General features: G+C 41.0%; 23 protein-coding genes. All 23 read right to left on the bottom strand.

Annotation, left to right across the window (positions count from 1 at the left end):
* Window positions 1-20: 20 nt before the first annotated feature.
* The gene (locus AC0VYH_RS12145; protein ID WP_430242839.1) at window positions 21-1,019 is read right to left on the bottom strand and encodes a phosphotriesterase family protein; all 999 of its coding nucleotides are present in this window, start codon (window positions 1,017-1,019) and stop codon (window positions 21-23) included.
* Window position 1,020: 1 nt separating this feature from the next.
* Window positions 1,021-2,688, bottom strand: coding sequence for a long-chain fatty acid--CoA ligase (locus AC0VYH_RS12150; RefSeq protein ID WP_475372580.1), 1,668 nt, complete (start codon window positions 2,686-2,688; stop codon window positions 1,021-1,023).
* A 25-nt stretch (window positions 2,689-2,713) separates the two neighbouring features.
* On the bottom strand, window positions 2,714-3,952 hold the full coding sequence (locus tag AC0VYH_RS12155; RefSeq protein ID WP_430242841.1) for an ABC transporter substrate-binding protein: 1,239 nt from the start codon (window positions 3,950-3,952) through the stop codon (window positions 2,714-2,716).
* Between the two features lie 29 nt (window positions 3,953-3,981).
* Window positions 3,982-4,689, bottom strand: a complete 708-nt coding sequence (locus AC0VYH_RS12160; protein WP_194221791.1) for an ABC transporter ATP-binding protein — start codon at window positions 4,687-4,689, stop codon at window positions 3,982-3,984.
* A complete protein-coding gene (locus AC0VYH_RS12165) occupies window positions 4,667-5,446 on the bottom strand; it encodes an ABC transporter ATP-binding protein (RefSeq protein ID WP_430242845.1) in 780 nt (259 codons plus the stop codon). The genes AC0VYH_RS12160 and AC0VYH_RS12165 overlap by 23 nt, the downstream gene beginning before the upstream one ends.
* A complete protein-coding gene (locus tag AC0VYH_RS12170) occupies window positions 5,446-6,453 on the bottom strand; it encodes a branched-chain amino acid ABC transporter permease (RefSeq protein WP_283154167.1) in 1,008 nt (335 codons plus the stop codon). The genes AC0VYH_RS12165 and AC0VYH_RS12170 overlap by 1 nt, the downstream gene beginning before the upstream one ends.
* A complete protein-coding gene (locus tag AC0VYH_RS12175) occupies window positions 6,453-7,316 on the bottom strand; it encodes a branched-chain amino acid ABC transporter permease (protein WP_194221794.1) in 864 nt (287 codons plus the stop codon). Before AC0VYH_RS12175 ends, AC0VYH_RS12170 begins: the two co-directional genes overlap by 1 nt.
* Before the next feature lie 116 nt (window positions 7,317-7,432).
* Entirely contained in the window at window positions 7,433-8,224 is a 792-nt protein-coding gene (locus AC0VYH_RS12180) for an enoyl-CoA hydratase/isomerase family protein (protein WP_194221795.1), read from the bottom strand.
* A 22-nt stretch (window positions 8,225-8,246) separates the two neighbouring features.
* Window positions 8,247-9,017, bottom strand: a complete 771-nt coding sequence (locus tag AC0VYH_RS12185; RefSeq protein ID WP_475372581.1) for an SDR family NAD(P)-dependent oxidoreductase — start codon at window positions 9,015-9,017, stop codon at window positions 8,247-8,249.
* Between the two features lie 15 nt (window positions 9,018-9,032).
* Window positions 9,033-10,781 (bottom strand): acyl-CoA dehydrogenase family protein, encoded by a 1,749-nt coding sequence (locus AC0VYH_RS12190; RefSeq protein ID WP_475372582.1) that lies wholly within the window; start codon window positions 10,779-10,781, stop codon window positions 9,033-9,035.
* A complete protein-coding gene (locus tag AC0VYH_RS12195; protein ID WP_226613382.1) occupies window positions 10,762-11,514 on the bottom strand; it encodes a 2-phosphosulfolactate phosphatase in 753 nt (250 codons plus the stop codon). The genes AC0VYH_RS12190 and AC0VYH_RS12195 overlap by 20 nt, the downstream gene beginning before the upstream one ends.
* A gap of 8 nt (window positions 11,515-11,522) precedes the next feature.
* The gene (locus AC0VYH_RS12200; RefSeq protein ID WP_475372583.1) at window positions 11,523-12,587 is read right to left on the bottom strand and encodes a phosphotransferase family protein; all 1,065 of its coding nucleotides are present in this window, start codon (window positions 12,585-12,587) and stop codon (window positions 11,523-11,525) included.
* Between the two features lie 56 nt (window positions 12,588-12,643).
* A complete protein-coding gene (locus tag AC0VYH_RS12205; protein WP_194221800.1) occupies window positions 12,644-13,048 on the bottom strand; it encodes an acyl-CoA thioesterase in 405 nt (134 codons plus the stop codon).
* An 18-nt stretch (window positions 13,049-13,066) separates the two neighbouring features.
* Window positions 13,067-13,843 carry an enoyl-CoA hydratase gene (locus AC0VYH_RS12210; RefSeq protein WP_194221801.1) on the bottom strand — a complete coding sequence of 259 codons (777 nt, stop codon included), beginning with the start codon at window positions 13,841-13,843 and terminating at the stop codon, window positions 13,067-13,069.
* Window positions 13,843-14,727, bottom strand: a complete 885-nt coding sequence (locus AC0VYH_RS12215) for a 3-hydroxyacyl-CoA dehydrogenase family protein (protein ID WP_475372584.1) — start codon at window positions 14,725-14,727, stop codon at window positions 13,843-13,845. Before AC0VYH_RS12215 ends, AC0VYH_RS12210 begins: the two co-directional genes overlap by 1 nt.
* An 82-nt stretch (window positions 14,728-14,809) precedes the next feature.
* The gene (locus tag AC0VYH_RS12220) at window positions 14,810-15,379 is read right to left on the bottom strand and encodes a TetR/AcrR family transcriptional regulator (protein ID WP_475372585.1); all 570 of its coding nucleotides are present in this window, start codon (window positions 15,377-15,379) and stop codon (window positions 14,810-14,812) included.
* Window positions 15,380-15,455: 76 nt separating this feature from the next.
* On the bottom strand, window positions 15,456-17,072 hold the full coding sequence (locus tag AC0VYH_RS12225; protein WP_475372586.1) for a long-chain-fatty-acid--CoA ligase: 1,617 nt from the start codon (window positions 17,070-17,072) through the stop codon (window positions 15,456-15,458).
* Window positions 17,073-17,090: 18 nt separating this feature from the next.
* Complete coding sequence (locus tag AC0VYH_RS12230; RefSeq protein WP_475367629.1) at window positions 17,091-17,843, bottom strand: SDR family NAD(P)-dependent oxidoreductase; 753 nt, start codon at window positions 17,841-17,843, stop codon at window positions 17,091-17,093.
* Window positions 17,844-17,855: 12 nt separating this feature from the next.
* Complete coding sequence (locus AC0VYH_RS12235; protein WP_475372587.1) at window positions 17,856-19,025, bottom strand: thiolase family protein; 1,170 nt, start codon at window positions 19,023-19,025, stop codon at window positions 17,856-17,858.
* A gap of 18 nt (window positions 19,026-19,043) precedes the next feature.
* On the bottom strand, window positions 19,044-19,817 hold the full coding sequence (locus AC0VYH_RS12240) for an SDR family oxidoreductase (protein ID WP_194221807.1): 774 nt from the start codon (window positions 19,815-19,817) through the stop codon (window positions 19,044-19,046).
* 15 nt (window positions 19,818-19,832) lie between these two features.
* Window positions 19,833-21,041 (bottom strand): acyl-CoA dehydrogenase, encoded by a 1,209-nt coding sequence (locus tag AC0VYH_RS12245; RefSeq protein ID WP_475367486.1) that lies wholly within the window; start codon window positions 21,039-21,041, stop codon window positions 19,833-19,835.
* Window positions 21,042-21,143: 102 nt separating this feature from the next.
* A complete protein-coding gene (locus AC0VYH_RS12250; RefSeq protein ID WP_475365297.1) occupies window positions 21,144-22,682 on the bottom strand; it encodes an acyl-CoA carboxylase subunit beta in 1,539 nt (512 codons plus the stop codon).
* Window positions 22,683-22,695: 13 nt separating this feature from the next.
* Window positions 22,696-24,327, bottom strand: coding sequence for a class I adenylate-forming enzyme family protein (locus tag AC0VYH_RS12255; RefSeq protein ID WP_475372588.1), 1,632 nt, complete (start codon window positions 24,325-24,327; stop codon window positions 22,696-22,698).
* Window positions 24,328-24,458 lie beyond the last annotated feature (131 nt).

A 24,458-nucleotide genomic window follows, 5' to 3' on the forward strand; every position in this document is an offset into this window, starting at 1 on the left:
GATTCACCCTCGCTTTTTTCTTATGCTTTTACTTTTGCTTCTGAGGAAAATAATTTCTTTGGATTTTCTTCAAACAAAATCGTCAACGTTTCGTCAGATATTCCAGCTGCCTTCAATTTAGGAATGATTTCTTCAAAAATATACGCTGGTTGCCAATTAGCCATGATTTTTTCCACTGCCTCTGGAAGAACTGGTGGGCGGCCCATCCAATAGTTTACGGTATCATGTGAGAGCATGACTTGGTTTTCAAATCCGCTATTCAATAACCCAATTAATGTAATAAGACGTTCTTTATCATAAGGAGCCCCAACGAGTCCCTGTATGCCAAAGCGGTCAAAACCGATATTTACCCCCATTTCTAATGTCTTCAAATGATAAGCAGCATCTGTATTTCCACACATATGACCAATGATGATGGATTGTGGGTGGACACCTTCTTCAATCAAAAGCTGTGCTTGCTCTGGCCCCATTGTCCCCTCTTGTGTATGCGTTAAAATTGAAATGCCCGTTTCTTTATGAACACGTGCAGCGGCTTTAAAAAACATCATTTCATAATCTGTGATTTGATCTTTACTAGAGGCTAGTTTAATAACCCCTGGTTTAATTCCAGTTGTTCCAATCCCATCCGAAATTTCCTTGCTAAACATCTCATAAATATCTTCTTCTGCCGTTCCAAGACCCTGTCTAAATTTGAAATAAGGGGTCGCACCTTCCCCTTCATAGTAGTATCCGGTCGCACAAATTATTTGTAGTCCTGTTTCAGTTGATATTGTTCGAAGAAGTTCCGGATTTCTACCACACTCGTTCGGCGTAGGATCCACTACCGTTTTCACACCGTGTGCCATGACACTTTCGGCAACTGATATACCTACCTGAAGTGCTTCTTGAAAATCAAATGCGCCAAGAGAAACATCCCCACTAAAACCTGGATAACCAAATGCAAAATGCTCATGAACTAGCGTTTTCCCGAGCTGATCTACCGGAATTGGACCCGTCACTGTTTCTACTGTTTTCCCCATATTATTTCACTCCTTCTGCTTTTTGGCGCTCGTTATCCTGGAGTTTTCTCCATAAAATCTTTCCACTACTCGTAGTTGGAAATGCATCCATAAACTCAATCATTCTTGGATATTTATAAGCTGCCATTTGTTCTTTTGACCATTCGATAATCTCTTCTTCCGTGACTTTTCCTTTATCACCCTCATTTAGAATGACAAAAGCTTTAACTGTTTCACCTCGACGAGGATCAGGAACACCGACAACGCAAGCTTGCTGAACAGCTGGGTGCTTATATAAGATTGACTCGACTTCTGTTGGCCACACTTTAAAGCCCGAAGCATTGACCATTCGCTTTACGCGATCAATCATAAAAAAGTATCCTTCTTCATCATAGCGTCCTATATCACCCGTTCGGAAGAAAGACTTCCCATCAAGGTCTATAAACGAATTGCGATTTTCATCCTCTCGATTATAGTATCCATCAAACACTTGTGGGCCGTTCACTACGATTTCACCTGGCTCACCTGGTCCAAGCTCTTTCATTGTATTAGGATCGATTACACGAGCATCCACGTCGAATGAAGGAACGCCTAAGCATTGAAGTTTTGGAAAATCAGGTGGATTGAAATGAGTGTGAGATATCGTTTCAGATAAACCATACCCTTCTATAAATCGTAAGCCTGTTAAGTTATATAATTTCTCCCCAACAGCTGCTGGTAATGGAGCACCGCCCCCAGCTAGTATTTTTAGGGATGAAATTGAATAGTTTGGTAGATTAGGGTTTGATAGAAAATCAATTAGCATTGTACTAATATTAACCCAGTTAGCAACCTCATATTTTTCAATGTATTTAGCAGCCAAATCCCGATCCCAACGTGTCATGACTACCATTGGAGCCCCGCTATAAATGGGGGCATGCATGCTGTGAAGCATACCTGTCACATGAAATAAAGGTAGCGTTACAAGATGCAAGCCATCTGCTGTGATATTCATCCATTGAGATGCTCCTACAGCATTTGCTTGAAGCGTGCGGTTTGGATGAATGCATCCTTTTGGAAGACCCGTTGTACCAGATGTATAAGGCATGACCGCAACGTCATGAATAGATCTTACATATTCTCCGGGTGAATGTTGGTGATTGACGGCATCTTCCCACGTATAACGATTCGGCTTGTCCACTCTTTTAGCTTCTAGTGAAACTTCTGCTGGTATATCGCTTTCGTTACCGGCATAGTGAGAATAAGCTGCCGTGATAACATTAGTAAGTGTGGTTGACCCTACTAAAGGTTCTACCTTTTCATAGAGCTCCTGACCTACGATTGCGGTTTTAATATCGCAATCCTTAATATAGAAAGAGAGTTCCTCTGCTGTTAACATCGGATTAATGGGAACAACGACAGCATTCGCTCTTAGGATCGCATAATAGGAAATGATAAACTGTGCAGAATTTTGCATGAAAAGAAGAACGTTTTCACCCTCAGTGACCTTCAGCTGCTCAAGAAAAGCAGCCGTACGATCAACTTCCGCTAGTAGCTCTTTGTATGTTAGTGTTGCTCCGTAATAAATTATTGCTTCTTTATTCGGATATCTTTTGGCAGAAACAGCGAGGTTATCATAGATAGTCGTTTCAGGAACGGTAAGTGAATATGGTACTCGTTTAGGCCAGAATTTAAAATGATTTGTTTGCATTTTTTCGATCCCCTTTCAAGTCCACTTAATTTTCTATCTTAACTACTTTTCCGTCTTCAACAGCTCCGATAGCTGGTTTCCAGTCAAATGCACCACCGTTATAAATGCCAGTTAAATGCCAAACCATTTGCTCGTCGGGAAGTGATTGAACGCCTGCATCCATGCTTTCCATGATTTTGGCTGGATCGTCAACTGACCCGGCTTCTTTCATCGCATTTACGATGACATGCATCGCTTGATAGTTAAATGCACCTTCAGCAGTAGGAATCCGCTCGAATCGTTCTTTGTATTGACTAATAAAATTCTCTGCCCCTGGAGCATCACTATCAATAATTGGAAGAGCACCTATCGTACCTTCTAACTGATCAAGCCCGCCTAGTACAGGCTCAATTTCTTCAATTTTTGACTGATCCATCAGCATGAAACCGCCTTCAAAACCAAGCTCTCTTGCTTGTTTAATCACGAGCGCTGTAGGCTGCGAAGGTCCTCCTACAAACATTACGTCAGGATTGTTGCTTAATGCTTTTGTAACGATAGAGAAGAAATCGGTATCCTTACTAAAATCAATAGAGCCTTCAAATACAACTTCTCCGCCATTTTCTTCCCATACCGGCTTTAATGCTTCTGTCCAATCTTTACCGTATTGAGAGGAAGTAGGCAGAAGAGCTATTTTCTTTCCAAATCGCTCCATTTGATAGTCTGTAAAAGGCTCAGGATAAGCATTGTAAGCTGGCGGAATCCCTAATGTCAGCGAATTATTTTGTTCCATAATTTTCGGTTCACTCGTATAGCCTGCAATAAGAAAGTCTTCTTGTTCGTTAAATACTTGAGTAGCGAATACGCCTCCACTATGAGGAACGAAAATAATTGGTGTATCATTTTCTTGTACAAGTCTTCTCGCATTTGTACCTGTTTCATTCGGTAGATATTGATCGTCTAGTGTCACAAGGTTAATGCCATATTGTTTGCCATTCACTTCGAAACCTTCTTGATTAATCTCATCTACGGCCATTTCTAATCCGCTCAACGTATTTTCCCCATAATATGCTGCAGGTCCACTTAGTGGGCCACTAAACCCAATGTTGACCGTGTTCTCTGCAGAAGATGTTGCATCTGCATTTGTACTAGTGTCTTTTGATTTATTTTCATTAGAAGATCCTTCTGAATTACTGGAGTTACTAACGGACCCCGCCGCACAACCGCCCACAACCATCAGTCCAATTAACACCATCATGAATACAAAAAGCTTCATCCCAATTTTCATCGTTATCCCCCTATACTAATCGATTCCAATTATGCTCCAATATAAGCTTTTCGAATCTCATCATTAGACAAAAGTTCTTCCTTGCTTCCTTCTAGTACAATTTTGCCACTCTCAATGACATAACCCCGATCAGAAATCTGGAGTGCTGCATTTGCATTCTGCTCTGCCAGCAGAATCGTTGTTCCCTGCTCATTGATATCCTCGATAATGTGGAACATTTGCTCAACGATCAATGGTGCTAGACCTAATGATGGTTCATCAAGGAGAAGGACTTTCGGCTTGGCCATTAATGCGCGACCTATGGCAAGCATCTGCTGTTGACCACCACTAAGAGATCCAGCTGCTTGATGGCGCTTATCGTATAAGATAGGAAAAAGAGAATACACCTCCTTTAACTGATTTTCCATTTCCTTTCGATGCTTTCGATGAACATAACTACCCATCTTCAGATTTTCATAGACAGACATTTGTGGAAATAACTTTCTCCCTTCAGGACACTGGACTATGCCTTCCTTCACAAGAGAGTGAGGCGGTTTTCCCGTTACCTTGCGATCCATAAATAGAACATCACCAGATACTGGCTTCATCAAACCACTGATCGTTCTAAATATAGTGCTCTTTCCTGCCCCGTTAGCTCCAAGTAAAACAACCGTTTCTCCTTTGTTAACATTTAAGGAAATCTGGTGAAGAACGTTCGATGCACCGTAGTTGACGTTAATTGTGGATAGCTGGAGCATGCGCTGCACCCCCTAGATAGGCTTGAATCACAGCTTCATTTTGGCGAATTTCCTCTGGTCGCCCTTCTGCAATTTTCTTCCCGTGATTCAAGACCACAATTTGATCAGCTAGACTCATAATCATCGGCATCTTATGCTCAATAAGACAAACCGTAATGCCGTGGTCAGCCATCTTCCTCATTAAATACGCAAGTCCATCTGTTTCATCTGGATTCACTCCGGCAGCTGGTTCATCAAGAAGAACCATTTCGGGATCAGTCGCTAAAGCTAGAGCAAAAGCGAGTCTCTTTTTTTCTTCCTGTGATATAAGGGTTACAGGATGTTCAACAACATGCATCATTTCAACAAACTTTAGCGCTTCTAATGCCTTTTCGTAGGACTTTTTTTCTTCATCTTTTTCTCTTTTCGTACGGAAAAGCGCATCCCATATTCCGGATTTGGTACGAAGCCTATGGCCGATCAGCACATTATCTAGAACAGTCGATTGCTCAAATAAGTTTGTTGTTTGAAAAGTTCTTCCTATTCCTAGTCTTGCAATTTGCTGTGGAGGTAACTTTGTAATCTCTTTTCCTTTGAAATTAATTCTTCCAGATGTCAGTGGGTGTATCCCACTAATCAAGTTAAAAAAAGTTGACTTCCCGGCGCCGTTAGGTCCAATGATTGCTGTAATGGTCCCTTTTTCTATAGACACATTCACATCTTCAACAGCAGCTAGTCCCCCGAAGCGCTTCGTGATTCCTTCTGTTGAAAAAAACATTATCCTGCCTCCCCTACGTTCCTTTTAACATCACGCTCTTCCTTAGCGGTTTTCACCTTTTTCTGCCGCTTTTTTTGCATATACGCTTGAATACTACCTGTTATTCCACGAGGGTAGTATAAGACTAATAAAACAACTACAGGACCGAAAATGAGCATTCGATACTCTTCAAGAAACTGCAAGGATTGCGTAAGAGAGATGACAATGAGTGTGCCAACAATCGGACCTGCTAGAGTTCCAATCCCTCCCACAAGAAGGTACATCAACATCTCGAACGTAACGGTAATAGCTGAGATTTGTGGGCCGATAAACCGAATAAAAGACGCGTACAAAGCCCCAGATAATCCAGCAAATAATGCTGATAGGGTAAAAGCAAGCAACTGATTTTTCATGATTGAAATACCAATCGTTTTCGCAAGCTCTTCACTATTACGGATCGCAATAAATGTCCTACCAAGTAATGAATGTACGATGCGATAACAAAGAAAAATCGTAAATGATAGAAAAAATAGAGCCAGATAATACTGAGATGTTAACGTATCAAAAGTGATGGGACCGATACTCCCAGGAGCGGGAATTCCAATTAACCCTCGAACTCCTCCAGTTAAACTATCCCATTTATCTATTAGGAGATAGATGATAACGCCTACACACATCGTATAAATTGCAAAGAAATGAGATTTCGTTCGAAGAGCAACCACACCGACAATAGCGCCTGCTATAGAGGTGATCGCGACAGCAAGAAATAAAGCCATCCAATAAGGCATTCCAGCTTTTGTTGTCAGTAATCCAAGTCCATATGCTCCTATTGCAAAAAATCCTGCATGAGCGAGAGATAAATAACCCACATAGCCCGAAATGATGTTAAAACCGTAGACTGCAATGGACCAAATAAACACAAGTGTCAGTAATTGCAGCACATACATATTTGGGAAAACTAGCGGAAAAAGAACAGCAACACACGCTATCAAAAGTAAAAGGGTTCGTTTTGAGAGAACATTTAGCATTACTGAACCCCCTTAGTAAACAACCCGGTCGGCTTGGCTGTGAGAATCACAACGAGTAAGAGAAACGCAATCACATCTTTATAGTCAGAGGATATGTACGTTGCTCCAATGCTCTCCGTTAATCCAAGTAAATAACCTCCAAGTATGGCACCAGGGATACTCCCCATTCCGCCAATGATAATGATGACAAATGCTTTCATGATGACGAGGTTTCCCATAGTCGGGAATACGAGATTAATTGGCGAAGCAAGTGAAGCTGCTGCAGCCGCTAAACCACCAGCAATCGCGAACGTGAGCCATGCTACCTGATTTGCATTAATTCCTACTAGAAAGGCCCCTTCTCTATTTTGAGCCATGGCAATAATAGCTGCCCCAATCATTGTTTTGGTTAAGAAAAAATGAAGCGCAAGCATAAGGATCACGGCTGCCACGATAATTAAGAGTCTTTGCAGAGTTACCGTTAAACCGAATAAGTTAACGACAGAACCATATGGGGTGTCCATTCTGTGGTATTCTGTTCCCCACATAAATTGACCAAATGCTTCTAGAAAAAGAAGGATACCAATGGCCGCAACCATCATTCTCATCCCATCAGCGCCTTCTAACTTTTTGAAAATAAGCTGTTGCGTCACTACTCCAAGAAGAGCAACGACAGTAATCGATGCAATGATAGCGATCCAATAGTGAAAACCAAAACCTACCATCATCATTAAGGTAACGTAAGCACCCACCATATAAAAAGCACCATGAGCAAAATTGGGAACATGTAAAATACCGAAAACCAGTGTTAAACCAAGGGCGACAAGCGTGTAAACGCTTCCAATTGTAAGTCCGTTAAAAATCTGCTGGAAAAGGAGCTCCATGTTATTCCTCCTCTATTAGATAGGATCCAGACTAAGGGGACGGCGGACTTATGAAGAGAATTCAAGATGTGGGAATTAATCTGGATTGAAGAAATCTTCAATCCAGATTAACAATTTTATTTACCTTTAAATTGAGGAGCACGTTTTTCTTTAAACGCATTTGCGCCTTCTTTGTGATCTTCTGTCGTTACCATTAAAGCCTGAGTAATACGTTCTTGTTCAAGCACTTCAGATAAAGATGAAGTGAGTGAAGCATCGGCAATCTTTTTAATAAAACCATATGCTTTACCAGGGCCTCTAGAAAGCTTATCAGCATATGCCATTGCTTCTTCCTCTAAGCTAGCTAAAGGATAAGTTTGATTTACAATATTTAATTGTTTCGCTTCTTTTGCAGTAATAGGCTGGGCAGAGAAGAAAAGCTCTTTCGCCTTATAAGGACCGATTAAACGTGGAAGGAAAGATAGTCCCCCACCATCTGAAATTAATCCGACCTGAGAGAAACTTAATACGAAACTACTATCTTCTGCTGCTAGAATAATGTCACTAGCGAGCGCTAGATTAAATCCTGCTCCAGCAGCAAAACCATGAATAACTGAAATAATCGGCTTCTCAAGGTCCCTCATCGTAAGAACCAGTTCATTTAACTTACCAATATGTTCATAAACTTCTGTTGAAGAAGTATCCCCCATCGTTTTTACATCACCACCGGCACTGAAAGAACGGCCGGCACCTGAAAGCATAACAACTCGAATGTCGTCGTTTTCTTTGGCATCTTGAATCGCTTTTGTTAGTCCTAAGATCATTTCGGGACTAAACGCATTTAGCGCTTCAGGTCGATTAAGTGTAAGATGAAGCACAGCACCATGTACATTTACTTTAAGATGATCCGTTTTTACTGTTGTTTCCATTTTTAAACACTCTCCTTATTTTTTATACGATGAGCCAGCCACCGTCGGCTAATAGATCAGATCCAGTCATATAACTCGCTTCAGGTGAAGCAGCAAATGAAATAACGTTTGCAATTTCTTCAGCCTGTCCCACTCGATTCAAAGCGGTATTTCGCTTAATTGACGCCTCAAACCTTTCATTCTTCAAACCGTCTTCTGTTAACGGAGTTTCAACAAATCCAGGGGAAACTGAATTCACTCGAATGTATGGGGAAAGTTCTACCGCCAGTGCTCTTGTAAAATTAATAACGGCTGCTTTCGCTGCACTATAATGAGGAATTTGTGCACCAGCCTTATGCCCTGATAACGAGGCTACGTTCACGATAGAGAAATCTACCATTTCTTCCTCTTTCTTTGCGGTTTCTAGCATTAATTTCCCCAGCGCCTTCGAAACGAGAAAAACACTTTTTAAATTCACATTTTGTGCAAGATCCCAATTTTCTTCCGTCATTTCAAGAATGGGGGAACCTTGAGACCCTCCAGCATTATTAATTAATACATGAAGAGTTTCAGTACTTTCTTTAACGAATGTTGTTAGGTGATCAATTTGTTCCTGCTTTGTTACGTCAGCTACAAAAGTAAGAACTTTTCCTTCAAGTTCTTTAAGCTCGTTAGCCGTTTGCAACAGCTTAGCCTCTGTACGGCCAACAAGAATAACCGTTCCTCCTTCACTCGCTATCCGCTTTGCAGTCATGGCACCGATTCCGCTGCCACCCCCGGTTATCACTGCCGTTCGTCCTGAAAACCTTCCCATTTCTTTCACCGCTTTCTAAACTTCGTACTTTAATTTATTGTAGCTTTGTTTTGCAATTAGTCGATTTCGTTCTAGCGAACTTCCAAAGTCATATTTCGAAAGTTCTTGAATAATTAATCCTAATGTTTGTTCCTTTTCATCTTGAGAGAGTACGCTCATAACCAGTTTGCGAGCTGACGTTTCTACTTGCAAAAGAGCTTCTTCAAGGAAAGTTCTAGCTAGCATCTGCTTCAAATCACCGGCTGATTCATCCTTCTTAAATGCTCGGAGAACTGCAGCTTCACTTGCATAAAGCATAATCGCTATATTCGCAAGCTTCATAAGGGATTCTTGATGCTCCATCAGTTCTTTACCATGCTCTTTGTAGGCTACACCTGCACATACAAGAAATACATTTCGTATGCTTTGAATAGCCGCTTCTTCATTTAATAAACGATTGTTCGGCTGCATTAATGCCTGCTTCGCTTTTTCAATGTGCTCTTCAAGAAGAATTTCGCCTTTCATCGCTTTCTTAAATAAATTTCCTGGTATTAACAAACGATTTACTTCATTCGTTCCTTCAAAAATTCGGTTGATTCTGGAATCGCGGTACATCTGCTCAATTGGGTATTCCTGAATAAATCCTGCCCCGCCATGAAGTTGTAATGACTCATCAACAACTTGATCGAGCGTTTCAGATCCAAATACTTTACAAATAGCGCACTCCACGGCATACTCCATCATTTGCTTTCCAACAATCCTGTGGTCTTCTTCGTCATATAAACCTTCCATCGCACCTTCAAGTAGAGAGGCTGTCCGATATTGTAGTGATTCTGAAGCATAAATTTTAGCCATCATCATCGCTACTTTTTCTTGAGTAGCTGAAAAACCGGCAATGGTTCGACCAAATTGTTTACGCTCACTTGTATGTTGTAACGCCAGTCCTAGAGCATGTTTTGCTCCTCCAGTACAAGCAGATCCCAGATTAAACCTTCCCAAATTCAAGACATTAAGAGCAATAACGTGACCTTTCCCTTTATCACCAAGAAGGTTATCAATTGGAACTAGGCAATCTTCTAAAATAACCGATCTTGTCGATGATCCTTTTATACCCATCTTCTTTTCTTCTGGCCCAAGAGAAATACCTGGAAAATTCTTTTCTACGATAAATGCCGAGAAGTGCTTTCCGTCTATTTTGGCATAAATAATAAAAGTATCTGAAAAGACCGCATTCGTGATATAAAGCTTTGTCCCATTTAAAATATAATGAGTGCCTTCCTCATTTAAAATAGCCGTGGTTTGGGATGCAAGGGCATCAGAGCCTGCGTTAGGTTCAGTTAAACAGTAAGCACCAATGTATTCGCCTGAAGCGAGTTTCGGTAAATAATGATTCTTTTGTTCCTTCGTTCCAAAATGTGTAATTGGAAGCGTAGCGATGCAAGTGTGGTTGGATTGAGCAACGCCATAACTACCTGTCCGGCCAACCACTTCTCCTACAATCCCTTTTGAAACTTTATCTAGTCCAAGACCACCATATTTCTCAGGAATGCTATGACCGAGAAGACCAAGATCACCAGCTTTTTTTATCAAAGTTACAACCTTGTCAAACTGTTGATTTTCAATCGATTCTCTATGCGGTTCAACCTCTTTAGTAATAAACTGGTGAGCTGTTTTTGCAATCATTTTATGTTCATCGGTAAAATCTTCTGGTGTGAATATTTCTTCTGAACTAGAATGTTGAAACATAAAATCCGCACCAGAACGACTAGACTTGGTTTGTGTCATGATGAACCTCCTCTCGAACCACCGTTTTTTGCGCCTTCACATAAGGGACGATTGAGAAAATCCCTTCGGAAGCAACAAAACTTACTTCTTCTTCAAATCCGTACCTCTTAATCATTTCACCGACTCGCGAGGAAAGTAACACGTCCTCACCGCTTTTCGAACTACCTTCATAAAATGAAACAGCAGCACGTGAGGAATCAGTAAGCTCCCAATCGTGAGTAGTAAGCATTTGATGTATAAGATATCCAGCACCGTAGAAGTCCTCCAAGGCAAATTCGCCGGATGAACCCGAGCAAACAATCACAATCGTTTCCTCTCGGTGACTATCATTGAGCTTTTTTGCGATGGCATGACCGTTCAGTAACGAAGCCACATACACTCGTTTAGCTTCTCTCGTTCGTTTAATTGCTACGGTTCCATTTGTAGTTGATAAAATTAACGTTTTTCCTTTAACAGCTTTCTTTAATTGCAATGGATTAGGATCTAGAAACCCTTCAATTGTTCGCCCTTCATACTCACCTGAAAGCAAATAACTTCCTTCAGGTAACGTTTTCGCTTCTTGCAATGCTTCGTGTTGATCTAGAACAGGAATAACCCGTTCTGCACCAAATTCAAGTGCTGAGGTTATGGTTGATGTTGCTAGAAGAATATCAAGCACAACCGCAATTTTTTCTTCACTAATTTTTGCCTGATCAATATCTTCCTTTTTTAAAACGACATGTATTTTTCCCATATGAACTCCTAACGCTTTACTTTGGCATTGTCACGAGCATGCGCAATTAAACTCGCTACGAACTGATTAAGATGACGAAAGCGTTCATCCGATGTTTGACCCATTTTCCAACGATAATAGATTTGCTGACAAATGACAGCAAGTTTGAAATAAGCAAATGTTAAATAGAAGTTCATTTGCGAGACATCACGCCCTGATTTAGTAGCATAAGACGCAATAAATTCTTCTCTCGTCATAAATCCATTCATAACAGTTACCGGTGCTTTACCCATGCCCTTTTTTAAGATTTCTGGGTCATCTTGTTGCAACCAGTACCCCATTGCGGCACCAAGATCAGCCAGAGGATCACCAACAGTTGTCATTTCCCAATCGAATAAACCTACCATTTTGCTATAGTCTTCCTGATCAAACATCGCATTGTTTAATTTATAGTCGTAGTGAATCACAGTAGGGCTTTGTGATTTAGGGATATTCGAAGCCATCCATGTCGTCAATTCATCAATACCAGGAATATCATCTGTTTTCGAGCGGTTATATCGTTTGATCCAGCCGTGCACCTGACGTTCCATGAAACCATCAGGGTGAGTTACTTTACTTAAATTTGTCTTCTGATAATCAACACTGTGCAAATCAACTAGCGTATCTACCATCGTTTCTGAGATCCTTCTGCACAACTCTTCAGTAGGTTGAACGCCATCAGGAAACGAGGTGTCAAGCACAATTCCCCTTCTTCTTTCCATAAGAAAGAATGGGGCATCAAGTAAAGTTTCATTATAGATGTATGGTTTTGGTGCTAGTGGGAAAACGGGATGTAATTCTCTTAAAATCGTATACTCTCGTTCCATGTCATGCGCTTTTGGAGCAACTGGACCAAGAGGCGGTCTTCTGAGAACTGCTTCCCACTCACCAATCGATAGTTGATACGTCAAATTTGAGTGACCTGTTCCAAACTGTTCAACTATGAGAGGATCATCACTCAGATGTTCAATGTTTTCCTTAATAAACCTCTCTAGTTTATTTAGATCGAGCTGTTCTCCATCTCGGACAGGTATCGTATCGTGTGAATAGGTCATACGCCACTCTCCTGATTACGTAATATTCAGTCATTTACCCTTAAAAAACACCACGCTTATAGCAGTTGATAAGATTCCTCAAGCTTACTTCGCAATTCATCCGGTATAACTTCGCTTACTTGTTTCTTAAAATCATAATAGACGACAGTCGCTTCACCTTCAGCTACTACACCATCACTCTCCGTATCCTTTATATAGTGCATGAGTGTAAAACTTTTTGTGCCAATTCGCTTAACAGTCGTTTCTACATGAAGTGACTGTTTAAAATAAGCTTGTTTTAGAAAATCACATTTCGTAGAAACGAGAATAAATGGCCAATCATCTGTTCCAGAACGTTTACCTAGATAATCAAAAAATTGTACACGTGCTTCCTCGAGGTATATAAAGTAGCTTGTGTTATTAACATGGCCAAGCGCATCCGTTTCACAAAATCTTACTCTCACACTTGTATGAACGCTCATATCGATTCCTCTTTTCTATTACTTATGAGTAAAAGCAGGCTTTCTCTTTTCGATAAATGCTTGAACGCCTTCTTTAATGTCATCTGTTTGGAAAACTTCCTCGAACAATTCCGCCTCAAGCTCAACAGCTGATTCAATTGGAAGATGAGCTCCTTTATTCACAGCGTGCTTAATTCGTGATAAAGCCTGTAGGGATTGTCCGGTTATTTTGGCAGCTAGGCCCTGCGCATAAGCCATTCCCTGGCCCGACGGTACAACGTGATTTACTAGGCCATATCGATCGGCTTCTTCTGCAGAAATCGGTTCTCCTGTAAACATCATTTCTTTTGCTTTTGCTTCTCCAATCAGTCTAGGGAGCCGCTGAGTTCCCCCACCACCTGGGAAAAGACCTAGCTTTATTTCAGGAAGTCCGAGTTGAGCATGCTCTTCAGCAATACGCATATCGCATGTCATCGCAAGTTCACATCCACCGCCGAATGTTAAACCATTAAGAACCGCAATTGTTGGCTTAGGAAAGTGATCAAGATAGTTTAATACCTGATGAGTTTCCATCACGATATCTTTAAACCCTGTATGTCCAATCCACTCAGGAAATTCCTTAATATCTGCACCAGCCATGAATGCTTTATTACCAGCACCTGTTAAAATCACTGCAACAGCATCTTGATTGGCTTCTAACTCTGTAAATACTTCAAAAAGTTCTGTAGATACTTGCTTACTCATCACATTTAAAGGGGGATTATTAATCGTCACAACCGCTGTTTTCTCATGAATTTCATACGTTACCATTTTCATTAATTCTTCACTCCTTCTTTTGTATAGTCATACCAGCCTTTACCTGTTTTTCTTCCTAATGTTCCAGCTTTCACTTTATCTTCTATCGCCTTTGAAGGTTTATCCTCTGGATTACCTGTTTCATTATAGCGTTGCTGCATCACGTAATAACCTACATCAATTCCTGATAAATCCATCAATTCAAACGGACCGATCGGATGATTTAAGGCTTTTCTACAGATGAGGTCAATATCTTCAAAATCAGCGATGCCTTCCTCATATAAATACATCGCTTCTTTTTGTAAGGCACCAAGAATGCGATTCGCAACAAAACCGGAAATCTCTTTCTTTAACAATACACCTGTTCGATTAATTTGCTCACAAACAGCCATTGTAAGCTTAGCTGTTTCTTCCGACGTTGCATCGCTCATAACAACTTCCACACAATCCATCACTAGTGGTGGGAAGAAAAAGTGCATATTCACAACTTTATCTTTACGATTCGTTGCGGACGCAATTAACGAGTTCACAATCGTTGAACTATTCGTAGCAAGAATTGTATTCGGATCAGCTAGTTGATCGAGCTTTTCAAATACCTCTCGTTTCACATCTAACTTCTCTACAATTGCTTCAATGATAAAATCAGCTCGGACAGCAGCTTCTTCAAGACTAGTCGTGAATTGCAGGCGTTCAAATGCTGCTGATTTTTGTTCTTCGGTTATCTTCCCTTTTGAAACCCACTTTGACATAATTCCTTCAAGCTTTTCTCCAGCTTCTTTTAGTGCTTTTTCATTGATATCTTGAATGGTTGTTTCATAGCCACCAAGTGCGCAAAGCATCCCAATTTGGTGACCCATTGAACCTGCTCCCAATACTGTAATGTTCTTGACTTCATCGATTTTCATACCTTTTCCTCCTTAATTAACTAACCGGTTAGAATGTTCGGATCGAAAGCGTTTACATTATAGTGGAATGAGAAAGGAAAGCTTATTCGCTTTCCTCTATTCCGTTTAGTACCATATCCACAAAAATGCTAGCTACTTCCTTATCTGAAACTGGACCGTTTGGTTTATACCACTGATACGTCCAGTTTGTAATGCCAAGAATGGCAAACGTCACAATCCCAATATTGAGATCACTTTTGAATTCTCCGTTTTCAACACCTTGTCTTAATAGATCCTGAAAGTAATAGCGAATTTGATCACGCTTTGGAAGAATTTCGGCTAAGTTTTCTTCTTTCAAGTTTTTCATCTCACGGAAGAAAACTCGTGCACTATGACCTTCTAATTCGACGTTGTGAATTAACATGTACACCATATCGTATAGCTTAGTTTTACAATCTTTCGACACATCTTCTAAAATTTCCTTTTGTTGCTTAATCATTCCGTCGATATAAGAAGAGTGAATATCCATCAGCAGTTCTTCTTTACTCTTAAAATAGTAATAAAATGTGCCCTTCGTTACGCCAATGGCATCGACAATATCTTGAATTGACGTTTCACTAAAGCCTTGCTTCTCAAAAAGCTCAATACTTTTGACAGTCAGTTTGTGTTTCATGCTAGTACCCTCTCAATCTATCAATGTTCATTGATTAAGATTATATCATATGGAGGCTACTCAGAAGCATCCTTAGCTATACTTGACGTGCTTCATCGCGAATGGATCTTCTTAAAATTTTCCCTACGCTAGTTTTAGGGAGCTCGCTACGGAATTCGACGATCTTTGGCACTTTGTATGGAGCCATTTCATCCTGACAATAAGAAACAACTTCTTGCTCTGTTAATTCAGCTCCTGGCTTCTTAACGATAACCGCTTTGACAGTTTCACCACGATAAGGATCCGGAACACCTACTATGACAGCTTCCATAACAGCAGGATGTTCATATAGAACCTCCTCAATATCACGCGGATAAATATTATACCCACTAGCAATAATAAGGTCCTTTTTGCGATCAATAATGGAAATATACCCATCGCTGTCCATCTTTGCAATATCGCCTGTATATAGCCAACCATCTCGCAATGTATTAGCCGTTTCTTCTGGCATGTTCCAGTACCCTTTCATAATTTGTGGTCCTTTAATCACCAGCTCCCCTGACTCACCAAACGGAAGCTCTGTTTTCCCTTCACCTAGATCGACAACCTTATAATCCGTTGAAGGAAAACCAATTCCAACACTACCAGGCTTACGTTCACCGAATGGGGGATTTACATGAGTCGTCGGTGAAGCTTCACTCAATCCATATCCTTCGAGTATTTTGGCCCCAGTTTTCCTCTCAAATTCCTTCATTAATCCAACGGGCATTGGGGCGCTTCCGCTATTACAGGTCCGAATGCTACCGAGATTATACTTTTCTGCATCAGGATGATTTGTAAGTCCTACATACATCGTTGGGACGCCTGGAAACATTGTTGGTTTTTCGGTTTCGATCGTCTTCAATACTTCATCAACATCGAATCTTGGTAAAATCACGCTCTCTGCACCAATTCGAATTGATAAATTCATACAAGACGTCATTCCAAAAACGTGAAATAACGGAATGACCGTTAGGCACTTCTCTTCCCCAAAGATAAACTCTCCTTTAAAGAATTCAAGGCTTTGCTCTACATTTGCAATTAGATTACGATGAGTGAGCATTGCTCCTTTTGATCTCCCAGTTGTCCCGCCAGTATATTGAAGAACGGCGATTTCTTCCTTTGGATCGACAGAAATTTCGTTTAGTTGCTGAGTTGAGCTTTGAATAAATTGGTCGAAGGTCATATCTGGAGCGAAAGATGCCTCGGTAGGCTGAAGGGAAACAACAATAACGTTTTTCACATTCGTTTCATTCTGTATCGCTTTTAATCTTGGATAAAGGGCATCATAGATCACAATCGTTTCCGCACCTGAATCCGCTAATATGTACTGAAGTTCGCGTTCAACGAGCATTGGATTAATTTGTGTAATGGTTCCTCCTGCTCTTAATACACCATAGTAGCTAATAGCAAACTGTGGACAGTTAGGTAGCATGAGGGCGACACGATCTTTTGGTTGCATTTGAGAGGTATTCTGAAGCGCAGAACCAAATGCTGAAGAAAAGTGCCCCAGCTCACGGTACGTTATTTTTTTCTGATAGAAAGATAGCGCAACATGATCTGGATAATCGTTCACTGTTTTCATTAACATATCTTGAAGTGAAATGTTCGGAATATCAATCGTACTGGAAATCGATTCAGGGTAATGCTTAAACCAACTCTTTTGCTCGTTCATGCTTACACCTCCGAATAATTAAAACGTTAATCCTCCTCCGTCAACAAGAAGGCTAGTTCCTGTTACGTATGAGGCCTCATCCGAGACTAGAAACAGCACGGCGCTTGCAATTTCTTCTGGTTGTCCTACCCTTTTTAGTGCATTGGCTTTTGAGATAATGGGCCATTTACGATCGTCTTCCTTCCATGGTGTAACAATATTCGTATCGATAACACCTGGACACACAGCATTCACTCGAATATTCTTACCTCCGTATTCAAGTGCAGCATTTTTCGTTAATGTAATCACCCCGCCTTTAGAGGCATTGTAAGGGGCCATGAATTTTTTCCCCTTTAGTCCTAGAAGGCTAGATGTATTAACAATGGAACCACCATTTCTTTTTTCCATTAACGGAATACTGAATTTCATTCCTAGAAAAACGCCTCGTAAATTAATCGACACGACACGGTCCCATTCATCAACGGACATATCAGCTAACTTTACTTCTTCATTACTAACACCAGCATTATTAAAAAGAATGTCGAGTCCACCATAATGCTTTCCACATTCTTCTACAAGCGCTTTCATATCTCCTTCATTTGCTGTGTCTGTTTTTACAAAAATGGCATCACCTCCCATTTTCTTCACTTGTTCGACAGTTTCCTCTCCAGTTTCAGAGTGAATATCTGAGATAACTACTTTCGCCCCTTCATTTGCAAAGCGAATGGCAGTCGCTCTTCCAATTCCTCCTCCGCCTCCAGTAACAATCGCGATTTTATCCTGCAGCCTCATTTTACGCCTCCCTTATTCTCTTTCAAGTATTGTAGCGATCCCCTGACCTCCACCAATACAAGCTGTAATCAGCGCATATTTTCCATCTCTACGATCAAGCTCATAAACTGCCTTTGTGGCTAAAATCGCTCCTGTTGCCCCTAATGGGTGACCATGAGCAATAGCGCCCCCATTGACGTTCAGTACATCATGGTTCATGTTAAGTTCTCGATCACATGCAAGTACCTGTGCAGCAAACGCTTCATTAATTTCAATTAAATCCATTTCCTCAAGAGATAATCCAGTTTGCTGCATAACTTTATTTGTAGCAGGAACAGGTCCAATTCCCATAATATTAGGATCTACTCCGCTTACAGCATATCCTTTAACTACGGCAAGTGGTTTCAAACCGAGCTGCTCTGCTTTTTCACGCGACATGACAATGAGAGTGGATGCCGCATCATTTAAGCCTGAGCTAGATCCAGCTGTCACCGATCCTCCCTTCTTGAAGACAGGTGCCAAGGAAGAAAGCCGTTCCAAAGTAGTTTCGGGTCTAGGATGTTCATCCTTTTTCACTTCAATTGGGTCACCCTTACGAACAGGAACATGAACAGAAGCAATCTGCGAGTCAAAATATCCCTCTACCATAGCTTTACCCATTCGTTCCTGACTTCTTAGTGCAAACTCATCTTGTTCTTCTCTAGAAATTTGATATTTCTCTGCTAAATTCTCGGCTGTAATTCCCATTGGAGGATCTCCAATTTCATGAGGGGAAAGCCTGGATTTCATAAAGCGTGGTGGCATTGTACTATATGGTTTTGAAGGCTTTTCCATTAAATAAGGCGCTTGACTCATACTTTCTGCCCCTCCGACAATATAAACGTCTCCGTCTCCCGATTTAATCGCCTGTGCAGCAAGATTAATCGCATTCAGTCCGGATCCGCACTGTCGATCGATTGTTAAACCTGGTATAGAAAGCGGAAGACCAGCCTGCAATGCTGTCAGTCTAGCGATATTTCCGCCACCGCCAATAACATTTCCAAAGATCACATCATCGATTGATTCAACCTCCAGATTGATTCGAGCAACGGCTTCCTTAAGAGCGATTGCCCCAAGCTCTTGTGCTTGAATCCCAGCAAACGCTCCTCCTTGCCTACCAATAGGTGTTCTTACGCTTGAGACAATAACTGCATCACGTTTCATATTAGCTTCCTCCCCCCATTACATTGCATGTTGTCCACCATCAACAATTAAAATATCTCCTGTTACATAATTAGAAGCATTTGATGCTAAAAATAGTGCTGCCCCTTTTAGATCATCATCTGAACCAAAGCGATTAAGTGGAGTCGTTTCTAACATTTTTTCGCCACCTGCATCAATCAATCCCTTCGACATTTTTGTAGGGAAGAATCCTGGTGCAATCGCATTAACATTTATGTTATAGCCACCCCACTTTACAGCAAGGTCTTTTGTAAATGTGATAACGGCTCCTTTACTCGTGTTATAACCAATCGCGTCCATATAGCGTGGATCAGCACCACCAAGACCTGCGACAGAAGCAATGTTAATGATTTTTCCACTTTTTTGGTTAATCATTTCTTTTCCAACGGCCTGTGCAAAGAGAAATGTCCCAGTTACATTAACTTCCATAACTTTATGCCATGCTTGAAGTGGCATTTCAACGACTGGCGCACCCCATGATGCACCGCTGTTATTGACAAGAATATCAATACGACCAAATTCTTTCATTGTTTCATCTACAACATGCTGAACTTGCTCTTGATTCGTTACATCACATTCAAAAGCTAGAGACTTTACTCCGGCTTTCTGTAGCTCCTCACTAACAGCTTCACAAGCCTCTCGTTTCCTTGAACAAATAACTACATTAGCTCCAGCTTCTGCAAATCCTTCTGCGATTTGCTTACCAAGTCCTCTTCCACCTCCTGTAACAATCGCAGTCTTACCAGTTAAGTCAAACAGTTGCATGACGTTCATCCTATATCCCCCTCGTTATCTATACTTCTTCAATTCTTGTCTTGCTACTGCGCTACGATGCACTTCATCCGGACCATCAGCCAGTCTTAGCGTTCTCGCATTAGCCCAGTGAGCAGCTAGCGTATAATCATCACTAACTCCAGCACCGCCAAAAGCTTGGATGGCGCGATCAATAACACGAAGCGCCATATTAGGAGCCACTACTTTGATCATCGCAATTTCTGCTTTCGCTTCTTTGTTCCCAACTGTATCCATCATATATGCCGCTTTTAAGGTAAGAAGTCTTGCCTGTTCAATTTCAATACGAGAATCAGCGATCCATTCTCGAACAACACCTTGCTCAGATATTTTCTTCCCGAACGCTTCTCGTTCTTGTACACGCTTACATAAATCTTCAAGTGCGCGCTCTGCCGTACCGATTAATCTCATACAGTGATGAATTCGACCAGGACCTAGTCGCCCTTGAGCAATTGCAAAACCTTTTCCTTCTTCCCATAGCATGTTTGTAGCTGGTACTCGAACATCTTTATATTCAATTTCAGCATGTCCGTGCGGTGCGTGGTCATACCCAAAGACAGGAAGAACACGTTTTATTGTCACCCCTTTCGTATCAAGAGGAACAAGAATCATCGACTGCTGTTCGTGCTTTGATGCGTTCGGATCGTTTTTGCCCATTACAATAGCAATTTTGCACCTAGGGTCACCTGCACCTGACGACCACCACTTTGTTCCGTTGATAACGTACTCATCACCATCACGTTCGATTCGTGCTTGAATATTTGTAGCATCAGATGACGCAACATCAGGTTCTGTCATTGAGAAACAGGAGCGGATGTCCCCAGAAAGAAGAGGTTCAAGCCATTGTTCTTTTTGCTCGACTGTTCCGTAACGGACTAATACTTCCATATTTCCAGTGTCAGGTGCCGCACAGTTAAATACTTCAGGCCCAATCATAGAACGCCCCATTACTTCACAAAGAGGAGCATATTCAGCATTGGTAAGACCTGCGCCATACTCACTATCTGGAAGAAAAAGATTCCATAATCCAGCATCTTTCGCTTTCTGTTTTAACTCTTCCATAATTGGTGGAATGGCAGACCACCTACTATCTTGCGCTGAAAGCTGTTCTTCATAGACTTTTTCATTAGGGTATACATTCTCATCCATAAATGCCGTTAATTTTTCAAGATACGATAAGCAACGCTCTGAATAGTCGAAATTCATCATTTGTTGGCTCCTTTTACCAGTTATCTAACTAACCGGTTGGTATGTTCTTGTAATAATTATAAATTTATTATTCCAAATATTCAATACAAATGTTAAAATTTAAAATCCTGTTGGCCAATTAGCTAAATTTCTATTGCTTTTTGAACCGTTTTTATAACACGCCAGTTCAAGGGTTCTGGCAAGAAACACCCGCGTTTCGCCTGGATCAATGACATCATCGATTAAATGCTTCGCGGCTGCTTTATAAGGAGAACTATCAAAGCTCCATTCCTCTAAAAGCTTCTCTCGATCCTGTTTCGGATTTTCAGATTGCATTAATTCTCTGCCATAAACGACATTCACACCAACTTCTGGTCCAGTAAAATTAATTTCTGCTGATGGCCAGGCGACGACAAAATCCGCTCCCATTGTTGGGCCACACATATTCCCGTAAGCTGCCCCTACACTTTTTCTGATGACTACGGAAAGTTTCGGAACCGTGGACTGCGCTAGAGCCTGATTCCACATCATAATTTTCGTCGGGATTTTTCCCTTTTCTGCTTCGGAACTTACTCGGAACCCTGGAATGTCGTGAAGGAAAATCAAAGGTATATGAAATGAATCACACATACAGATAAAATCAGTCGCCTTTTCACATTCCTGTACACCAGCAGCACCTGCATATTTCATCGGTTGATTTGCAATAATCCCTACTGTCCTTCCTCCTATTCTTGATAGAACAGTTAAGAGAGCAGGTCCAAACTCGGGTTTAAGTTCAAAGAACTCCCCGTTATCGACTAACTCTTTCAACACCTTTTTCATGTTATACGCACGATTCCGTTTCTCTGGAACAATTGAAAGTAGCTGATCAACTCGCCTTTCGAGCGAATCCTCATTGTGACATAATGGTGGTTCCTCTTCACTATGCGAAGGAAGATAGCTTAAGAATAACTTCAATTGATCAATGCATTCCTCTTCCGAGTCTGCAGATTGATCAATCTGACCTGTGTGCTTATGATGAATTTCAACACCTCCTAGCTGATTCTCTGTTATTTTCTCTCCAGTTGCAATCTCAAGCATTCTTGGACCAGCTACCCCCATGCACGTCCCATTCAGCTGTGTCACAAAATCCGAAGACACCGCTAGCCATGTTGGTCCTCCGAAACTATCACCTAAAATCGCTGTGACCATCGGAACTTCACGATGATGCATTAACATTTCTTGAGGGAAAAGCTTATCACTAATACCATCAGAGCCCATTCCATCTGGCATTCGGAGACCTCCCCCTTCACTTAAATTAACTAATGGTAAACCTCTCTTTAATGCATACGCATGAGCAGCTTTTGTTTTTCGAATATGGACAGCACCTTCTGTACCTGCAAATACTGTTTTATCACCAGCTTGAACTACTATCGGGCGTCCATCTACCCGAGCAACTCCACAGATCACACCGTCACCTGGACTTTTTTCCTCGAGTCCTGGAATATCAGACGAGGTTAATTTACCAAGTTCAAGAAAGGACCCTTCATCAACTAGTAGGGCAATTCGCTCCCTAGCTGTCTTTTTACCTTTTGCATGAAGCGCGTCGATTTTATGTTGTCCCCCCATACGCTCTGCAAAAACTCTACGATTCTTTAACTCTTCTACAATATTCTCCATAATCTCACTCTCCTTATCTATCTTTTAACAGTCTTCTCAATACTTTACCTGAAGATGTTGCGGGTAAGCTCTTTCGAATTTCAATCACTTTTGGTGCTTTATAAGCTGCCATATGAGCTTTCGCCCATGCTAATAATTCTTCTATAGATCGATTTGAATCGTTAGGGTCAAGGACAATGACAGCTTTAATGATTTCTCCTTTTTGCTGATCAGGTATTCCGATAACAGCTGTTTGCATAATGGCTGGATGTTCATTCATTAGTACTTCTACATCTTCTGGAAAAACGCTATATCCTGAGCTCTTTATCATTTCTTTTACTCGACCTTTAAAATACAAATATCCTTCTTCATCAAGGTGACCAATGTCGCCTGTATGAACCCATCCGTTTTTAAGCGTAGCCGCAGTCTCTTCGGGTCGATTGTAGTACCCTTTAAACACACCAGGGCTTTGAATAATAATTTCTCCTTCTTCATAAGGTGGTAGCTCATCCCCACTCTCAAGACCGACGATTTTAATGGTAGTATGATGAATCGGAATGCCACAACTCCCATACTTAATGTTTTCTTTTGGCATAAAAGTGTCACATGTATGTGTTTCACTCAATCCATAAGAAGCTTCATAAAGCAAACCGCCCGTTATTTTTTTCCATTGATTTGCTAGTTTTTCAGTTACTTGGAGCCCGAAACTCGTCGCTAGGTTTAGTCGAAGGGAAGTAAAATCACGCTGTTCAATATTTGGTATTTGCATGATCGCTCCATTCATTGGAGCAATGCTATACCACATTGTAATACGATGATCCTCAATTGTACGAACTACGGTTTCTGGGTCAAATCGACTTAGTAACACCGTTTCATTGCCACTATAAACTGGAAGATTGACGCCCATAACCATTCCAGCAATATGACATAACGGGGCATTGGCCAGTAGCTTTTCACCTTCCCCTACTTGATTACATGTCATTGTTGCAGCGGTTTTATATAAAGCGTTTTCATAAGTTAACATAGCTGCTTTCGGTCTTCCTGTTGTGCCAGATGTAAACACCATCAGAGAAACGTCATCTAATTGAACTTTAGCAGACTGAAATAGATTCGATTCTGTTTCAAAAAGTGATTCAAGAGTCGTAAACCTTGAGGCTTCCTCGGAGTTAAGTAATTCTTGCGGTACGAGAGAGAGATTTTCCTGCTGAATAAGTGATTGATAAGAAACCGTAACAATAAAGGAGAGACTATCTTCCATTTCGTGAAGCATTGGCAACAGTTCTAGGCCGGATACTATACCTTTGATATCTCCTTCGCTTATTAAATATGAAAGCTCTGATGATTTATACATTGGGTTTAATGGTACAACAACTGCCCCGAGCTTTTGGATCGCATAATGGGAAATAAGATATTGCGGACAGTTTTGCATAAATACTGCCACGTGATCGCCTTTCGTTACCCCGATCCTTGCCAAATAATTAGCCAATTGATTTGATCGCTCACTCCATTCCTTCCATGTCAATTCGTAACCATAGTAATGGATTGCTGTTTGATTTGGTGAAATTTCGGCATTTAATGCAAGATATTCATGAAGCGGCTTTTTCCCATTTAAGTATTCTAACGTTACTGGAACAGCTTCTGGCCAACTCGTTTTCATTTTTTTCATAATAGCCTCCTTCATACTGACCGTATGGTATGTCTTTCGTTTATCATACATGTAGCCGTTCTCACTATTCAATATAAAATTCATGTTTTACATAGATAAAATTGGGAAATAGTGTTTTATCACTTTGAAAG

This window comes from Anaerobacillus sp. QJM3NY_32 (assembly GCF_056173645.1).

What these genes read in the sequence shown, in the direction of transcription:
- AC0VYH_RS12155 (WP_430242841.1), bottom strand. Translation starts at nt 3,952, where the DNA reads ATGAAAATTGGGATGAAGCTTTTTGTATTCATGATGGTGTTAATTGGA.
- AC0VYH_RS12250 (WP_475365297.1), bottom strand. Translation starts at nt 22,682, where the DNA reads ATGGAGAATATTGTAGAAGAGTTAAAGAATCGTAGAGTTTTTGCAGAG.
- AC0VYH_RS12165 (WP_430242845.1), bottom strand. Translation starts at nt 5,446, where the DNA reads ATGTTTTTTTCAACAGAAGGAATCACGAAGCGCTTCGGGGGACTAGCT.
- AC0VYH_RS12195 (WP_226613382.1), bottom strand. Translation starts at nt 11,514, where the DNA reads ATGGGAAAAATACATGTCGTTTTAAAAAAGGAAGATATTGATCAGGCA.
- AC0VYH_RS12185 (WP_475372581.1), bottom strand. Translation starts at nt 9,017, where the DNA reads ATGGGAAGGTTTTCAGGACGAACGGCAGTGATAACCGGGGGTGGCAGC.
- AC0VYH_RS12150 (WP_475372580.1), bottom strand. Translation starts at nt 2,688, where the DNA reads ATGCAAACAAATCATTTTAAATTCTGGCCTAAACGAGTACCATATTCA.
- AC0VYH_RS12235 (WP_475372587.1), bottom strand. Translation starts at nt 19,025, where the DNA reads ATGAAACGTGATGCAGTTATTGTCTCAAGCGTAAGAACACCTATTGGT.
- AC0VYH_RS12175 (WP_194221794.1), bottom strand. Translation starts at nt 7,316, where the DNA reads ATGGAGCTCCTTTTCCAGCAGATTTTTAACGGACTTACAATTGGAAGC.
- AC0VYH_RS12160 (WP_194221791.1), bottom strand. Translation starts at nt 4,689, where the DNA reads ATGCTCCAGCTATCCACAATTAACGTCAACTACGGTGCATCGAACGTT.
- AC0VYH_RS12245 (WP_475367486.1), bottom strand. Translation starts at nt 21,041, where the DNA reads ATGAATTTCGACTATTCAGAGCGTTGCTTATCGTATCTTGAAAAATTA.
- AC0VYH_RS12220 (WP_475372585.1), bottom strand. Translation starts at nt 15,379, where the DNA reads ATGAAACACAAACTGACTGTCAAAAGTATTGAGCTTTTTGAGAAGCAA.
- AC0VYH_RS12230 (WP_475367629.1), bottom strand. Translation starts at nt 17,843, where the DNA reads ATGAGGCTGCAGGATAAAATCGCGATTGTTACTGGAGGCGGAGGAGGA.
- AC0VYH_RS12240 (WP_194221807.1), bottom strand. Translation starts at nt 19,817, where the DNA reads ATGAACGTCATGCAACTGTTTGACTTAACTGGTAAGACTGCGATTGTT.
- AC0VYH_RS12210 (WP_194221801.1), bottom strand. Translation starts at nt 13,843, where the DNA reads ATGAAAATGGTAACGTATGAAATTCATGAGAAAACAGCGGTTGTGACG.
- AC0VYH_RS12205 (WP_194221800.1), bottom strand. Translation starts at nt 13,048, where the DNA reads ATGAGCGTTCATACAAGTGTGAGAGTAAGATTTTGTGAAACGGATGCG.
- AC0VYH_RS12170 (WP_283154167.1), bottom strand. Translation starts at nt 6,453, where the DNA reads ATGCTAAATGTTCTCTCAAAACGAACCCTTTTACTTTTGATAGCGTGT.
- AC0VYH_RS12225 (WP_475372586.1), bottom strand. Translation starts at nt 17,072, where the DNA reads ATGAACGAGCAAAAGAGTTGGTTTAAGCATTACCCTGAATCGATTTCC.
- AC0VYH_RS12215 (WP_475372584.1), bottom strand. Translation starts at nt 14,727, where the DNA reads ATGAAAATCGATGAAGTCAAGAACATTACAGTATTGGGAGCAGGTTCA.
- AC0VYH_RS12255 (WP_475372588.1), bottom strand. Translation starts at nt 24,327, where the DNA reads ATGAAAAAAATGAAAACGAGTTGGCCAGAAGCTGTTCCAGTAACGTTA.
- AC0VYH_RS12145 (WP_430242839.1), bottom strand. Translation starts at nt 1,019, where the DNA reads ATGGGGAAAACAGTAGAAACAGTGACGGGTCCAATTCCGGTAGATCAG.
- AC0VYH_RS12190 (WP_475372582.1), bottom strand. Translation starts at nt 10,781, where the DNA reads ATGACACAAACCAAGTCTAGTCGTTCTGGTGCGGATTTTATGTTTCAA.
- AC0VYH_RS12180 (WP_194221795.1), bottom strand. Translation starts at nt 8,224, where the DNA reads ATGGAAACAACAGTAAAAACGGATCATCTTAAAGTAAATGTACATGGT.
- AC0VYH_RS12200 (WP_475372583.1), bottom strand. Translation starts at nt 12,587, where the DNA reads ATGACCTATTCACACGATACGATACCTGTCCGAGATGGAGAACAGCTC.